The sequence below is a fragment of the Pedobacter steynii genome (genome assembly GCF_001721645.1).
Taxonomy (GTDB): Bacteria; Bacteroidota; Bacteroidia; order Sphingobacteriales; family Sphingobacteriaceae; genus Pedobacter; species Pedobacter steynii_A.
This window is the reverse complement of record NZ_CP017141.1, coordinates 6,082,541-6,101,022: the sequence shown is the minus strand read 5'-3', so window position 1 is coordinate 6,101,022 and position 18,482 is coordinate 6,082,541. Positions and strand designations below refer to the sequence as shown.

At 43.1% G+C, this 18,482-nt stretch carries 2 protein-coding genes; both read left to right on the top strand.

Annotated features, from left to right (window positions below):
- Window positions 1-8 precede the first annotated feature (8 nt).
- Window positions 9-15,296: a non-ribosomal peptide synthetase gene (locus tag BFS30_RS25190; RefSeq protein WP_069381827.1), complete on the top strand. Its 15,288-nt coding sequence runs from the start codon at window positions 9-11 to the stop codon at window positions 15,294-15,296.
- Between the two features lie 51 nt (window positions 15,297-15,347).
- Complete coding sequence (locus BFS30_RS25185) at window positions 15,348-18,470, top strand: non-ribosomal peptide synthetase (protein WP_069381826.1); 3,123 nt, start codon at window positions 15,348-15,350, stop codon at window positions 18,468-18,470.
- Window positions 18,471-18,482: the final 12 nt, after the last annotated feature.

Genomic DNA, 18,482 nt, shown 5'->3' with positions numbered 1-18,482 from the left:
AATAGGATATGAGTAAGAAAATTGACAAATCCAATGTGTCGGAAATTGTTGAACTAAATCTGGTTCAACAGGGTATGCTGTTTCATTTTCTTAAAGAAACAGATCAGTCTTTGTATAATGTACAGATTACCTTACAACTGGAGGGAGATTTTGAAGAGTCGATGCTGCTGGAATCTCTAAAGGTTTTACAGGCAAATAACGAAATTTTAAGGTCCGTTTTCAGATGGGAGGAAGTAAGAAAGCCTATCCAGCTTATACTCCGGGAATGTCCTTTTATATTCAATTTTCATGACCTTTCTGCCGCAGGTATGGAGCAGAAAGAGGAATTTATTCAGGCATATCTTAAAGAGGATCAGCAGACCCGTTTTGATTTAACGGAGCTTCCTGTGCGTTTTCACCTGATCAGAACCGGTTCCTCCAGTCAGCTGTTTACCATTACCCACCATCATATTTTATATGATGGATGGAGTACCGGAATTTTGCTGAAGGAAATTTTTGAAAACTTCTTTTCAGTAAAGAATGAAAGGCTGCCTGTTTTGCTGCAAAAGCCATCTTACCTGGCGATGCAGAAAGCATCATTCTTAAAATCAGGGGGAGATGCAGGATCAGGGTATTGGAAACAGTATCTGGATGGTTATTCTCCTAAATCCTTATTTAATAATACCAGCTATGTGGTTAATGCGGGGGCTCTGGAAATGAATAAGGTCACTGCGGTATATGCTGCTCAGAAGTTGCGGTCATTTGCCGCTTCTTATCGGGTTACTCCTGCAACAGTAGTCTATGCCGCTTTTGGGATTTTATTGCGTAAATACCTGAACTGTAATGATGTGGTGATCGGTACGGTCGTATCCTGCCGGGCTATGGATTTGCAGGATGCAGACCGGGTGATGGGGAATTTTATCAATACCCTGCCACTTCGCATCAATGAGCAGGAAAACAAAACGATTGGAGAGGTAATTGAAAATATCAATGTTTCCTTAGTTCGTAGAAATGAGTTCATTCAGTACGCTTACAGTGAAATAAAAGAAATTGCCGGACTAACTCCTGCAGAAGAGTTATTTGACGCTGTGGTTGTGATCGAAAATTATCCGATTGATACCAAAGCATTGAAAATTAATGACCAGCTCGATATCAGGTTACATTCTGTATCGGAAAAAACGGAGATTCCTTTATTGCTAAATGTATTTTTTAAAGAAGAGGTAGAATTTGAGTTTATATTCCAGCCAAATATACCGGCATATTTTGATCAGGTTTCATTCAGTCGTCATTTGATTGAAATTCTTGATGATATGATGCTTCATCCGGATAGGCATCTGAAAAGTATAAATCTGTTGTCTCCGGAGGAAAATAAGCAGTTGATCAGTGATTTCAATCAAACGGGTAGTCCTTATCCGGAAATTGAAAATGTGATCACTCTGTTTCAGGAACAGGTTAAACTGGATCCGAACCGGAAAGCCGTACAGTTTAACGATTTCGTCTTAAACTATGCTCAGCTGGATGAGTTGTCTTCTCAGTTTGCACACTATTTAAAAGTAGTCAAAAAGGTAAAGAAAGGCGATTTAATTGGTATTCTTCTGGAAAGAGAAGCTTATTTGATACCAGCAATATATGGGGTCATAAAAGCTGGCTGTGCTTATGTTCCTATTGATCCCGGTTTCCCTGCAGAGCGTTTGGCTTCTATTGTGGAAGACTCCGGAATGCAGACTTTAATTTCCAGAAGTCATCATATTCCTGCGGGAATATTAAATATTGGAAATCTGGTGAATCTGGATCTGGATTTGGACGAGATAAAAGGGCAGGGGCAGTTTTGCGAAGTGCTGAGTGGAGCTGATCTGGTCTATGTCATTTATACTTCCGGTTCAACCGGCAAACCTAAAGGGGTAATGATCTCTCATGATTCCCTGACCAGCCGGTTGTGGTGGATGCAAAAGCAATATCCTTTGTCTGGTGAAGATGTGATGTTGCTGAAAACACCGATTATATTTGACATCTCCATTTGGGAGATATTTTGCTGGTCATTTACCGGGGCATCACTTATTGTTCTGCCTCATGGCGGAGAAAAGGATCCTCCCTTGATGGTGGAGTTCATTCGTAAATTCGGAATTACAACTTTACATTTTGTACCCTCATTGTTAGGTATGTTTTTAAATACGCTGAATGAAGGGTTTGATTTTTCGCAATTTTCGGGTTTAAAGATCGTATTTGCCTGCGGTGAGGCCTTATTGCCATTACAGGTTCAGTCGTTTCGGAACAGTATTCATAAATACTGTGGCACCAGGCTGATCAATTTGTATGGCCCTGCAGAGGCAACTCTGGATGCTTCCTATTACGAATGCAGGTTTAATGCCGATGAAAACAATATGATTCCGATTGGCAAACCTCTGGATAATGTGAATTTATATATTCTCGATATCTGGGGTTATCCGGTTCCGGTTGGCGTGACGGCCGAGCTTTGCATTGGTGGGATTGGACTGGCACTTGGTTACCTCAATAATAAAAGCCTTTCCGCAGAAAAGTTTATTGATCAGCCTGCGGTCATTACTGAGAGAATTTATAAAACCGGGGACCTCGCGAGGTGGATGCCCGATGGAAATATAGAGTTTCTGGGCCGGGTAGACAATCAGATTAAGCTAAGGGGATTTCGGATAGAACTGGGCGAAATCGAGTCTCAGTTACTGTCCTTATCGGGGATTAAAGAAGCTGTGGTACTGAAAAGGCAGCAAAATGAAGAAGACTATCTGGTTGCCTATTACATTCCGTCGGGAACAGCAGCTATTCCCGATTTGCATCAGTTTCTTCTGGACCGTCTGCCACAATATATGGTTCCTCATTATTTTATAATGATGGAAGAATTTCCTCTGCTCGTAAGTGGAAAGTTAGATAGAAAGTCCTTGCCGGACCCTGTGATTGAAGCCGGGGCAGATTATGTGGCTGCATCAACGGAAACCGAGTCCCGGCTGGTCAGTATCTGGTCCGGAGTCTTAAGACTTGATATTTCACAGATCAGCATCAACCGGAGTTTCTTTGAACTGGGCGGACATTCCTTAAGGGCGATGGCTATGGTCAATGAAATCAACCGGACTTTGAACATAAGGGTATCGTTAAATGACGTTTTTAAATATCCAACGGTTCAGACCCTGGCAGGTTTCATCAATGGATCGGACGCTGTTCATTTTCAGCCAATCATTGCAGCAGTTTCCGCCGATTTTTACCCTTTATCGCCAGCACAGCAGAGATTATATTTTTTGAATGAATTCAATCCGGATTCTTCGGCTTATAATGGTTCCCTGGTCACGGAAATAAAAGGTCCGTTAAACATTCACCGCTTAAAACAGGCATTTCAAAAGCTTTTGGACCGCCACGAGATATTAAGGACTTATTTTACCACCGTTGATGGCGTACCTGTTCAAAAGATTGTAGAAGATTATGTTTTTGAGCTGGAAATGCTAAAAAGTGAAGGCAGAAAGCAGGAGGAAATTATCCGGCAGTTTGTCCGGCCTTTTGATCTGGGAAAACTGCCGTTATTCCGTATCGCGCTGATTGAAATGATGGAGGAAGAACATTTACTGATTTTTGACATTCATCACATCATTAGCGATGGCTTGTCGCAGGAAATCCTCATCAAAGATTTTACTTCTTTATATAATGGTTATCCGCTTAACGAGCTGATGCTTCAATACAAGGATTTTGCGATGTGGCAAAATGACACCCTGCAACAGGAGCGGATCAGTTCTCAAAGAAAGTTCTGGAATCAGCTTTTTGACCAGATCCCTGATGTGCTGGAATTGCCTATTGACTTCCCAAGGTCATCTTTTGTTGACGCCAAAGCCGGAAAATGCAATTTCAACATCAATGAAAATTTAGTTCAGCAATTGCAGGTGATCAGTGACAAACATGGGCTGACCATGTATATGCTCATGCTGTCGGTTTATAACCTGCTATTATCCAAATTGTGCAACGCAGAAGATATTGTGGTTGGTACTCCTGTATCAGGCAGGGATTATCCAGGTTTAGAAAATATTCCGGGGATGTTTGTGAACACGATTCCCCTACGAAATCTGGCCTCTGGGGAAATGCGCTTTGATGAATTTATCCTATCCGTTAAAAAAAGGGCAGCTGAAGCGTTCAGTAATCAGTCATTTCCTTATAATTTATTGGTTGAGGACCTGAGATTAGAGCGTGACAATAGTCATAATCCCCTTTTTGATACCTTGTTTACCTATCAGGATTTTAAGGAAGAGCGCTTAAGCATCCCTGACCTGGATATTTATTCCTACGATGCCGGCCACCAGTTTACCCAGTTTGATCTGATTTTATCTGTTACTTTAAAAAACGGCGAATTGTCCTGTTTTTTCGAGTATTCTGCAGACCTGTTCCGGCAGGATACCATTGAGCGGTTCGTCACCTATTTTCATAATATTCTGGAAAGTGTGGTTCATGATGATCAGGTTTTACTTTCGCGGATCGCATTTTTGCCACTGCCCGAAAGGCAGCTATTAACCGAACACTTTAACAACACTAAGGTTCAATTGCCTGCTGAAGACGGGATTATTTCCGTATTTAAGAAATGCGTGCGGGAATACCCAGAGCGGACTGCATTAATTCATGATCAGGAAAAGATCACCTACCGGCAGCTTGAAGAGCGGGTAAATGCCGTTTCATTGTTGCTACAAGAGAAAGTAGAAGGGAAAACGGAACAAAGAGTCGCACTGTTGTTTCAGCCTTCTACCGATATGTCTGTTGCAATCCTTGCCGTATTAAACTGTGGTTGCACGTTTGTGCCCCTATCTCCGGAAGCCCCATTAGAAAGGAATGCCTATATTATTGCTGATAGTGAGGCCGTTGTCTTGCTGACCAACGAAGCAATGAACGGAGAGAAAGACTTTTCCGAATGGCCCTTAAATGCTGATCAGATTATTTTTGTCGGCGATGCGGTGGCTTCAGAAATTATAATGACCGAATGTAAAGTATCTGATGACCGTTTGATTTATATTATCTATACTTCCGGAACAACGGGTGAACCAAAAGGCGTTGGTGTGAACTATGGTAACGTGATGAACTTTGCCGTATGGAACAGAGATAGTCATTGTTTAACCCCTTCAGATGTTACCTTACAACTGGTCCCTTATCATTTTGACGGATTTGGTGCCAACTTTTATTCCGTATTTATCTCCGGTGGGGCGATGGTGAGTATCCCTGTCGGGCAAAAATATAATTCCGATTACATTGTCGACGTGATCCAAAAAAATAAGGTGACTAATTTTGCGGTCCTGCCAAGTTTTTACGGGGAAATTCTAACTGCCCTGAAATTGCGGGCTGATCAGTCGACAGACCTTCGTTTTGTGACGCTGGGTGGAGAAGCCGCAACTGATGACATCCTGAGCAGAAGTGCTGAATTGCTCGCTGCTACTGTTATTGAAAATCAGTATGGTCCAACTGAAACTACCATTGCTGCAACTTGTAACAACAACCTGTTAAATACCGATAACCGGATCATTGGCAAGCCTATTTTCAATACCCAGATATGGATATTGAACCGGCATGACGAAATGGTTCCTATTGGTGTAAAAGGCGATTTATGTATATCAGGAGCCGGTGTAACCAATGGTTACCTGAATGCAGAGCAGCTTACAGCAGAAAAGTTTCGCAGGCATCCATTTCTATCCGGACAGAAGTTTTATAGAACAGGCGATCTGGCGCGCTGGTTACCAGATGGTAATATTGAAATTTTTGGTCGCATTGACGATCAGGTAAAAATTCGTGGTTTTAGGGTCGAGCTTGCTGAAATTGAAGTTCAGCTGGTTAAGCATCCTGAAATTACAGCGGCAACTGTGGTCGCGATTCAGAAAGATAACCAAACTAAACTGGCGGCCTATTATGTATCCCAAGTTCCTCTTGCCGATGTGGAGCTGCGGGATTTTCTGGCCCATAAGTTACCGGATTATATGGTGCCGGCACATTTTTGTCTGCTCGGGAACCTGCCTTATACCAGTCTTGGTAAAATCGACAGAAAAGCACTTCCACTACCCATTGTACAGGCAAATGATCAGTACCTGGCAGCAGAAACTGAAAATGAACAGTTACTGGCTGGCATATGGGCAAAAACGCTGAGTCTGGAAAAGGTAGGTGTAAATGACAACTTTTTTGCGATTGGCGGTGATTCTATAAAATCTATACAGGTTTGTTCTCAGGTACATGCAGCTGGTTTTGAGTTGAGTGTAAAAGACATTTTTACCTGGCAAAGCATTGCTAAACTAGCTTTACAACTTAAAAAGAGAAACAGAATTGCGGATCAATCGGCAATCATAGGAGAAACCGCACTTTCGCCTATACAGCATTGGTTCATGACTGGAGTGATCCGCAATAAAAATCATTTCAACCAGTCTGTGTTACTTTCTTTTAAAGACTCTGTTAGTTTATCTGAGATCAGGACAATTTTCTCTAAGCTATTGGAACACCATGATGTTTTACGTTCGAAATTCGTCAGGGAAAATGATAAATATGTTCAAAAGATCAGTTCTTTTTCATCAGAATTATCTGTCCATGAATTGTTTATCGAAGATCAGCCTGGTTCTGATGAGCTGATCTTAAGCATGGGTAATCGTGCTCAGTCTGATTTTGACATCACAGCAGGCGGATTGGTTAAGTTAATCCTTTTTCAGGTAGGGCAGGAAAGCAGATTAATGGTGATCATTCACCATCTGGTTATAGACCTGGTTTCCTGGCGAATTTTGTTTGAGGATATACAAACGCTGCTGCAGCAGGTAAAAAGCGAAGCAGAACTATTGCTTCCTTTAAAAACGGATCCTTATCATTTATGGGTAGGCGCAGTTCATGAATCTATTGACTCGAATCCATACCTGAATGCCATTTCTTATTGGAGCCAGCTTCCGTTGAAAGGAAATCCTTTACCGAAAGACCATGGTTTGGGTACAAACACCATAGGAAAAGCGAAAGAAGTTTCGTTTAAACTGTCTGTGGGGGAAACCGACAGGTTACTTGGGGAAGCCAATCTGGCTTTTGGTACCCGGACGGAAGACTTATTGCTGGCGGCTATGTTGCTTGCCTATAAGGAACAATTCGCAGTGCAGGAGATACTGGTAGACCTGGAAAGGCATGGACGTGATCCTGTTGGTCAGCTGAATATCAGCAGGACTATCGGCTGGTTTACGGCAGTATATCCGATTTTGCTGAATTCAGCACATGATTCTTTAAAAACGCTGTTAATTCAGGTTAAAGAAGCTTTAAGGACCGTTCCTGAATATTCCCAGGCTTATTTATTGAGTCGTTTTCCGGGCGTCGAATCCGAAGGGGAGGTCAATGTTGTCAACTCTTCTATCAGTTTTAATTATTCAGGACAATTTGATACCGATGTCTCGGGCAAGTCCTTTGAAGTGCGGAATGATTTTAAATGGGACCATATCGGAGTTGAGGAAACCCGTTTGTATGAATGGGAATTCTCAGGTCTTGTTGTGGAAGGGACTTTACAGTTAAGCCTGAGTTATAGCGGAGAGCAGTATTTTGAAAGCAGGATGAATTCTTTTATGCATTCCTATCAGCAATCTTTGCTGAATATTATTGAGTACTGCTGCTCAGCCAGGGAAAAAGTCGTAACCCCATCCGATTTCACCTACAGTCAATTGACCATGCAACAGCTGGAAAGTCTATCTGAAGCAGGGGATATTGAAGATATTTATCCCTTATCTCAGATGCAGGAAGGTCTGTTGTTTCATCACCTGTTAGATGCTGATACCGATTCTTATTTCGAACAGGCGACTGTCTTTTTGGAGGGAACTGTTGATTTCGAAGCAGTGAAAAGAACAATGGCGCTTTTAGCTTCCCGGCATGTGATCTTCAGGACACTGATCCGGCACAGGGATATGAAACGTCCTGTTCAAATGGTGTTAAAGGAGAAAGAGGTTGCTATTCGTTTTACAGATGCTTCAGATTTGAATGTGTCTGCTGATGAAATTTTAAGTTCCTATAAAATTGCAGATCGTCTTGAAAAGTTTGATTTCGATCAGGGCGCACTGATCAGGTTGCATGTCATTAAAACAGGACCGGAAAAATTTGCTTTGATTTGGAGCCATCACCATATTCTTATGGATGGTTGGTGCATGGGCATCATTCTGAAAGAGTTTAAGTTAATTTACGATGCCTATCTGAGTAAACATACCCCGGTGCTGGATGAAGTATATCCTTATGTAAACTTTATCAATTGGCTGGAAAACAGGGATAAAAAACCTTCGTTGGCCTATTGGTCTAACTACCTTGATGGATTTAAACTGCAAACAGGAATTCCTCAACAGCAAATGACTTCGGGTGTGAAAAGGTTTGAAAACAGGTCTTTCACAATTGGAAGAAAGGAAAGCCAGCAGCTTTATGATTTTGCTAAAAAATATGAAGTAACAGTTAACCATGTTTTTCAATTGGCCTGGGGTTTATTACTTTCTAAATATAACCGGAGCAATGACTGCCTTTTTGGAACAGTTGTTTCCGGACGTCCTGCAGAAGTCCAGGGTATTGAAAATATGGTTGGTTTGTTTATCAATACCGTGCCTGTCAGAATTCAAATTAAGCCTGAGGAATTGATCGCTGATGCTTTAATCCGCATCAGGACTGAAGCCAGGGACCGGGAATCCCATAATTATACTTTTTTACAGGAAATACAGGCTTGTTCTTTATTGAAAAAGAATCTCTTTGACCATATTCTGGTCTTTGAAAATTATCCTTTAGGAGAAAAGGAAGGGCAGGATCATTCCTTTTCAGATCATTTTAAAATTCTTAAAACCGAGATTTTTGATCAGACTCATTATGACTTAGCCATCACTATTGTTCCCGGAGCGGATTTTTGTATAAAAGTCAATTTCAATATTCATCAGCTACCTTCTGATATGGTGGAAGATGTCTTACGTCATTTTGCGTTTATCCTAGGCCAGCTATCTGTGAAAAATGCGCAGATACCAGTCGGGCTGATTGAAATTTTGGAAGAATCAGACCGGCAACATCTGCTTTATGAGTTCAATAAAAGTGAGGGGTTAACCCTTTCTTCCGGGTATGTTCCGGATTTGTTTAACAAACAGGTGAGGTTAAACGGATCCGGGTGTGCGGTAGAGGCTGAAGGCTTGTCTATGACCTATCTGGAGCTGGATGAGCTGTCGAATCAGGTTGCCCATTACTTAACCACAGAAAAAGGCATTCAACCCGGTCATCTGGTGGGTGTTTTACTGGCTAGGGAGTACTGCCTGCTGCCGGTCATCCTGGGGGTATTGAAAAGTGGGGCTGCTTTTATTCCCATCGATATACATGCACCAGCGGAACGGGTTGTTGGCATGTTAACTGATGCCCATGCCCAGCTGTTGATCATGAGGGACGATTTTGGATTGACTTTACCATCAGAACTTCAGGTATCTGATCTGAATAAGGACTGGGAGGCCATTACCTCTTCGGCCAGTGAAGCGAGCGGATATGTTGTAAAAGAAGATAGTCTGGCTTATGTTATTTATACCTCCGGATCAACCGGGCAGCCCAAAGGGGTGATGATCAGCCATAGGGCACTGGCCGACTATGTGAAGTGGGCAGACGCGGTTTATGTTAACGGAGCCACTTCTGTATTCCCATTATATTCCTCTATTGGTTTTGACCTGACGATCACCTCAATTTTTGTACCCCTGATTTCAGGAAATACGATTCGCTTATATGATCATGAAGAAAGTGCTTTATTGATTAATCATGTTCTTTTGGACCATAAGGCCACGGTGTTGAAGTTAACACCTTCACACCTTAAAATCATCCGGGCAAATTTTACTGCTGAATCCTTATCTGAGAGCCGGATCAGGACATTGATTGTGGGTGGAGAGGAGCTGGAGTCAGGACTTACGGCAGAGATACATGAATTGTTTGGGGGTCGGGTAAATATATTTAACGAATACGGGCCTACCGAGGCCACAGTAGGTTGTATGCTGTATCAGTATGATCCGGCAGATGGGTACCTTTCTGTACCTATAGGCAGTCCTGCAGATCATATGCAAATCTATACTTTGGATGAGCATCTGCAGCCGGTTCCATTTGGTGCCCCTGGTGAAATCTATATATCAGGATCTGCGCTGAGCGAGGGTTATCTGAACAATGCATTGCTGACCGCAGAGAAGTTTATTCCTAATCCCTTTGTAAAAGGGAGCCGGATGTATAAAACCGGGGATCTGGCCATTCGTGTTGAAGGGAATAAACTGATCTATAAGGGACGTATAGATCAGCAGGTGCAATTGCGTGGTTTCCGTATAGAACTGGAAGAGATTTGTTATGCCCTGCAGCTTTTTGCCGGGATAAAGGAGGCTCATGTATCGCTTCTGGAAGTTGGGGAGGACCAATATCTGGTTGCTTATTATGTGGCTGATGAACGGATTGATGAGCGTACTTTACGGAGCCATATTGCGGAACTGTTACCCGATTATATGCATCCCTCTTACTATGTTGAACTGCATTCTTTTCCGCTGACCTCCAATGGGAAGCTGGATGTGAAGTTGTTGCCAAAGCCTGTTGTGGAGCTGGAAGCCGATCATATTGCTCCTACAGGAGCCATTGAGGAACAGCTGGCAGAGATCTGGTCGTCAGTACTTGGAATAGACAAAGCGCTGATTGGCCGGAACCGCAGTTTCTTTGAGCTGGGAGGGCATTCGCTGAAAGCGGTGAACCTGATCAACCAGATCAGCAAGGAAATGGGGGCTGGCCTTCGTTTGAAAGATGTTTTCAACTACCCGACCATCCGGGGTCTGGGAGAGTTGCCTGAGTTTGGTACCAGGTCTCAGTATCAGGGTATCGGGAAGGCTGCTAAGCAGCCCTATTACCGGTTGTCTTCCGCTCAAAAGCGGATGTACCTGCTGTATCAGCTGGACCGCGAATCACTGGCTTACAATATGCCACATTTGTTCCGCCTGGAGGGCGCGGTTGATCTGGTTCGTCTGGAAGATGCTTTTAGCCGTTTGATTAGTCGTCATGGCATCCTGCGCACTGTTTTTGAACAGGTAGGCGAGGAACCGGTACAGTCTGTTCTGGCTCCTTTTGTTTTTAAAGTATCCTGTTTTACGGCCGCCGACCAGTCCGAATTAGCAGCGGTTAGCGATCTGTTTATCCGTCCTTTTGATCTGGAAGAAGGTCCTTTGCTGCGAGTGGGGCTGGTGTGCTTGTCGGCAGAGGAACATGTGCTGATGATCGACATGCACCACATCATTACCGATGGGATTTCCCAGGAGATCCTGATCCGGGAATTTATGGCCTTGTATCAGGGAGCAGATCCGGCATTACCGGAATTACAATATATAGATTATGCAGAATGGCAATATAATCGCTTGCAGGAGCATGGTCAGGAAGCCGACAAGGCTTACTGGCTGAACCGTTTCTCTGCTGAACTGCCGGTACTGAACCTGCCTTTGGATGAGGTACGTCCGCTGGTGAAAGACCATAAAGGAGGTTCGGTTCAGTTTATGCTGACAGCAGCCGAAAGCCAGGCGTTGAAAAAGCTGGCCGATGAACAGGGGAGCACTGTTTTTATGGTTTTACTGTGCTGTTGGAACCTGCTGTTGTTCCGTCTGAGCGGTCAGCGGGATATTGTGGTGGGTAGCCCTGCCGCGGGCAGAAATCACGCCGGACTGGAGCAGATGGCCGGGATGTTTGTCAACACGCTGGCTTTACGCACTGAGATCCCTGTGGAACAGGAGATTCAGGTTTACCTGCAGCAGCTGAGTACTGCGGTGCTGGATGACTTTGCCCATCAGGACTATCAGTATGAAGAGCTGATCGGTGCCCTTCATCTGGAGCGTGATACCAGCCGCAATCCACTGTTTGATGTGATGTTTGTGCTTCAGAATTATGAGATGAATGAGCTGCAGATTCCGGGTTTAACATTGAGCCCGCTTGCCAGCCCCCATCAGCTCTCTAAATTTGATTTATTACTTTCCTGCACAGAAAGATCCGGTTGTTTGTGTTTTGATCTGGACTATGCCAGCGCTTTGTTTTTGCCGGCAAGCATCGATCGTTATATCGGTTACCTGCGCAGGATCATCGATACCCTTTGCCGGAATCCGGAAACGATTATCGGCGATCTGGACATCCTTCCTGCAGTGGAATCTGAGCAGCTGCTGAACGGTTTCAACCAGACGGAACGGGCTTATCCCTCAGATGGGAACCTGATCAGTCTTTTTGAGGCTCAGGTAGCGCGTAATCCGGAGCAGCGGGCCCTGCGTTTTGGTCAGGAAGAGCTGAGTTATGGAGCGTTGAATAAGCTCAGCGGTCAGGTTTCGGCTTATCTGCATCGCCAATGTGGGGTAGCGTCGGGATCCCTGGTGGGGATATTACTGGAACGGGATTCCATTCTGGTGCCGGCGATTTATGGGGTATTGAAAAGTGGTTGTGCATATGTTCCGATAGATCCTCATTATCCGGTCTCCCGTATGGTTTCGATCCTGGAAGATTCAGGACTGAAAGCGGTACTGACCAGAGGGTCCTGTATTCCTGAGTCATTGAAAGAGAATCCATTATTCAGAGATTTGTTTATAGACCTGGATGTGGTGCTGGATGATATCCTGTTGGAGGAAGCTTTAAGCATTCCGGTTAAAGGGAGTGACCTGGCTTATGTGATCTATACTTCGGGATCAACGGGTAAGCCCAAAGGAGTGATGATCGAACATCATTCGGTAGTGAACCGTTTATTGTGGATGCAGGATCGTTATGGGATAGGTGCATCAGATTTGCTGATCCAGAAAACACCGATTTCGTTTGATGTTTCGGTCTGGGAATTGTTCTGGTGGTCTGTTAGCGGTGCGGGCTTGTATGTTCCTGAACCAGGGGTAGAGAAAGATGCTTCCGCGCTGCTGGAGGTGATCGGTCGGGAAGGGGTGACCACGATCCACTTTGTGCCTTCGATGCTTGGGGCTTTTCTGCAGATGCTTGTTCAGGAGGAAAGCCCGGAGGTAGCGCTTCAAGGCCTGCGACAAGTCTTTACCAGTGGGGAGGCCTTACCATCGGTTCAGGTGAGCCAGTTCAGGGATTACATTCATCGTTATACAGGAAGCCGTCTGATCAATCTGTATGGGCCGACAGAGGCGACTGTGGATGTTTCTTATTATGAATGTGATTTCAGTGTTCCTGTTCCATTCACGATTCCTATTGGCCGTCCGATCGACAATACGCGTTTTTACATTCTTGATCCCCAGGGCAAAGTCGTTCCATTAGGGGTTTCAGGAGAGTTGTGTATTGCCGGAGTGGGTCTTGCGCGAGGTTATTTGGGGAATGCAGGACTGACCGATGCGAAGTTCCGGTTTTCAGCAGGGATAAAGGGCGAGCGTTTGTACCATTCGGGCGATCTTGCCCGCTGGAGCGCATCAGGGGAGGTGGAATTCCTGGGCCGTATAGACCATCAGGTAAAACTTCGTGGTCAGCGGATTGAGCTGGAGGAGATCGGGGTTCACCTGTCTGCTCATGAGCAGATCGGGGAGAGTGTGGTTTTGTTGCTGGAGCAGCAGGGAGAGCAAAGCCTTGTGGCTTATTATATTTCTTCGGTGGAGCTGGGTACAGAGGAGCTCCGTAGTTTTCTTTCGGGTAAGCTGCCTTCTTATATGTTGCCCTCATATTTTATCAGGATGGATGTTTTTCCGTTAACGGGGAATGGCAAACTGGATCGCAAACGGCTTCCTGCTCCTGAGCTGTTGACCGGATCGGGCAGCTACGTTGCAGCTTCCGGAGCCATTGAGCAGCAGTTGCTGGAGATCTGGTCGGAAGTACTGAAAATTGAAGCTGGTCTGATCAGCATTGACCATAGTTTCTTTGACCTTGGAGGACATTCTTTAAGGGCACTTAGTCTAATTAACCAGATAAAAAATAAGCTGCTGATCAAAGTTTCGTTGCAGGAATTATTTACGCACAATACCATTAAAAGCCAGGCTCAGGTCATTGCTCAAAAGGATAAAATAACAAGAATCCAGATTCCCCGGGTAGAGCAGAGCAACCGTTATCCGGCATCGTCCGCGCAGGAAAGATTATACTATCAGCAATTGCTGCATAAGGAAGACCTGAGTTATAACATATCAGGGATATTTGAGCTTCAGTTTGATGCTGATGTTAACCGCCTGGAAGTTGCTTTCGATCAGCTGACTGCACGTCATGAAGTATTGAGAACAAGTTTCTTCTCCTCCGAAGACCGTCTTTATCAGATTGTACAGGAAAGTGGATTTTTTAAGCTGGAAACCCAGGAGCAAAACGGTCAGGACACAGCGCGTTTGTACCAGGACTTTATCCGTCCTTTTGATCCTTCAGAAAATTGCTTTTTCAGGGCAAAAGCGATTACTCAAAATGATAAAGTCATTTTATTAATGGTAGATATCCACCACATGATTTGCGATGGAATCTCGCTTAATCTGTTGATGAAAGATTTTAATAATTTATGTGAGGGGATCATCACAGCAGAGCCGGAGGTCAGGTATATAGATTATTCGGTGTGGCAGCAGGATGGAGGAGATGAACTGAAAAAACAAAAGCAATACTGGACAAATGTATTTTCTGTTCCGGTGGTACCACTGAGCTTTCCTGATGGTTCCGGACATCATCAGCCGGACCAGGATGAAACCGGGCTTCACAGGCTTATTATAAATCATGATGATTATCATCAAATCAAAAAAATGGTAGCCCAATACAATACCACAGAATTTGTATTGCTACTTTCTGTCTATTATATATTACTATCTAAAATAACGGGTTATACAGACCTCATCATTGGTTCTGATGTTTCAGGAAGAACAGATGCCGGTTTAACAAATACAGTTGGAAGTTTTGTCAATTTACTTCCGCTCAGGGTGAGCGTATCAGCAGATGCCGAGTATGGAGACTTTTTAAAGGAAGTTAAAAGTACGGTGATCTCTGCATTTGACCATCAGGATTTTCAATTCGATCAGATTGTTGCCATCCAGAAATCATTAAACCCTGGTTATCATCAGGAACTGATTAAAGTTCATTTTGCCTTTTCAAACTATATCGAAAGCCAGGAAGAAGAGCGGAATAAAAAGATGAAACCTATAGACATTAAGCGCAGGTTAACCACTCAGTATGAATTGAAAATAGATGCATGTGAAAAAGATGGAACCTATCAGCTTGATTTTATTTATAAAACCAGTTTACATGATCAGGAATTTGTGGAGGCATTGGCTGACTATTATCAGAACATTCTCAAAAGCATCGTAAAAGATAATTTTATTACGATTAATAACATTGAACTGGAAGCTGAAGTCAGATCAGCTTTTGGATAAAATCTCTTTTAATTTCCTTTATATACTACCAAAAGTTTTAACTCAATCAATATGATATTTCAAAATGAATTACTGAAAAGTTTTACGGCTAACGGGGATAGAATTGCCGTAGAAAGTGCCAGAGGTTCTGTTACTTATACTGAACTACAGCATAGGGCAAATGCAATTACCAATTTCCTGATTGCGCAAAATGTATTAAAGGGTAGCAATATAGGGGTTCATACCCATCGTCCGGAAGAAATAATTGTATGTATGATTGGTATTATGAATGCCGGTTGTGTTTTTGTGCCGATCAATCCGGATTTGCCTGTCAGAAGGAAAGAAGAAGTGCTGAATGAAGTTTCTCCGGCTTATATTTTTGGAGGAAAATCAACGGATACGGGAATCAATACAATAGACATTGATCTGATTTTAAACCAGAAATCAGCAGATCAATCCACGCCAATCTATCCGGAATTTGATCAGGATGACAGCATCTATATCTATTTTACTTCCGGATCAACAGGTAAACCTAAAGGAATAATAGGTAGAAACAAGAGTCTGCTGCAATACTTACAGTGGCAAATCAATGAGTTCTCCATAGATCAAAACTGTAGAGTCAGTCAGTTAATCAGTCCATATTTTGACGCTTTTCTCCGGGATGTATTTGTTCCTCTTCTTACCGGCGGTACCATTTGCTTACCTCCCGAAGAGGAAGATTTATTTACTCCGCTAAAAATGGTTTCCTGGTTGAATGAGGCCGGCGTAACGATAGTACATTGCGTGCCAAGTGTATTCCAGATCATAAATGAGGGGGCTCCATCAGCGACCTTGTTTCCATCGCTCAGCTATATTTTTATGTCGGGCGAAAAAATCAATCCTTTGCAACTGGCTAAATGGTATGCTACGTTTAATGACCGGATCTCCCTTGTTAATCTGTATGGTGCCACTGAAACAACAATGGTTCGTTGTTTTTATAGAATCCAGCCTGAAGATTCCTCAAAATCTAAAATATCCATAGGAAACCCTATTGCGGATACACAGTTGTTTATCCTTGATGAAAATGGGATACCCTGTTCTAAATATATAGTTGGAGATTTATATATCGCTTCTACTTTTATATCGAAGGGGTATTTGAATAATGAAGCCCTGAACAAGGAGAAATTTATCACCTTATTTAAAGGAACAGCGAAAGAAGTTCCAGCCTTTAAAACAGGGGATAAAGCGAGATTTACCGGATCTGGTAAGGTTGAACTGCTCGGACGTGATGACCGGCAGGTAAAAATAAGGGGCATAAGAGTTGATCTTGAAGAAATTGAGTACATCCTTCTCCGATCCGGATTTTTAAAGAATGCATTGGTTTTTCTGGGAAATCCTGAACTGCAGGATGAATCGGCAGGCCAGTCGGCCGATCCGGAAATCCTGACTGCCTTTGTGATCAGAAATGATGCTGAAGCTGATGATGAGCACTGGGCGGAAAAACTTAAAAACAAGCTGAAAGAACATTTGCCGGAAGACCTGATTCCGGCTAAGATCATCGTGGTCGATAGTTATCCGTTGTTACCAAACGGGAAAATCAATTATCCGGAATTATCGGCGCTGTCCTTACAAAAAGAGATCATCGCTCCCAAGGATGAAATTGAGCAGCGTCTTTTAGCCATCTGGGTGGAAATTCTTGGTCAAAAAGAGGTTTCTACAATTGAGAAGTTCCATGAGGCAGGAGGGAATTCCTTATCCATTATGAGGCTGATTGCAAAAATATACAAGGAGTTCAATGTGCGGGTCGTACTAAAAGACCTCTTTAATAATTTAACCATACAAAAACAGGCGGTATTGATCCGTTCGGCGCTTAAGGATGAGTCATTGCACATTGCAACAGTTGGGAAACGGGATTTTTATCCGGCTTCTATTGCTCAGGAAAGAATTTATTACCTGTATTTATCAGACAAATCAGGAATCACATTTAATTTACCAATGGCATGGGAGCTGAGTGAAGAAGTTGACACAGAGCGGTTGAAAAGTGCCATCAGAAGTTTAGTGATCCGTCATGAAAGTTTAAGGACTTATTTTAATATGGATCGTCATCGCATCAATCAGTTGATCGAAGATGGGAGCAATTTTGAGATTACAGAAGTACCTGTAGCTGCAGATTTTTCCTTATCCGATTTCATCAAACCATTTGATTTGGACAATGGCCCTTTGTTCCGTTGTTTTCTCATCTATCCTGAAAATGGGAAGACAATATTATTTACAGACGCGCATCACATCATCTGTGATGGTATGTCGCAGGTGAATTTGTTTGCTGATCTTTTGCAGTTTTACAATGGTAAGGACCTGGATTTATTACCCATCCAGTATAAAGATTATTCGGTATGGGAACAACAATTCAGAACCAGCCCTGAGTATCTGAACTGCAGGAAATTCTGGGTTGACTCCTATAAAGGGGAGCTTCCTTCCTTGAAATGGCCGGTCCGGGATCAGCCACAGGATTCATCTTATGGTAGTAATCTTCTTTTTTATGTGCCTTCATCAGATCTGCTTCCTTTGCTGGATCAATGGAAACAAGAGGGGGTTTCTGTTTTCTCAGGTTTGTTATCTGCTTACTTTTTATTCCTGTCGCAATTGTACGGACAGGAAGACCTCATCATTGGTATCAATAGTTCAGGAAGGATGCAAAGCGAGCTTGAAAATGTAGTAGGAATGTTTGCAAAAACACTGCCTGTACGTTATGAGATTGATCTTGATGATACGTATCTGCAGTTTGTCGGAAAGATACAGGCCCATCTTAGAGAATTGCTTAACTATCAGCAGTATGACTATTCAGATATTTTAAGTGATATCAACAGGGATCATGATTTTCAGATCGGTCAGTTATTTGATACGATGCTGGTATTTCAAAATTTTGAACATAGTGAGGCTGCTGACGAGCGTCATTTATTTACTCCGCATGTTTTTGAATCAGGTGCGGCTAAGTATCCAATGAGTTTGTTTGTTTATCAGAATGGAGATGGATTTCAGTTCCGCATGGAGTACCTCACTTCTTATTTCACAGAAGAGGATATTTTAATGTTAAGCGAGCAATTTATTCAGCTTTTAAAGCTACTTGTGGCTAATTCTGAGACACCTTTAAAAAGTAGTCTGAATGCTGATCAGGTGGACCCATTCAGCAAAGAGGACCTGGATTTTCGGTTTTAATATCATAAACAA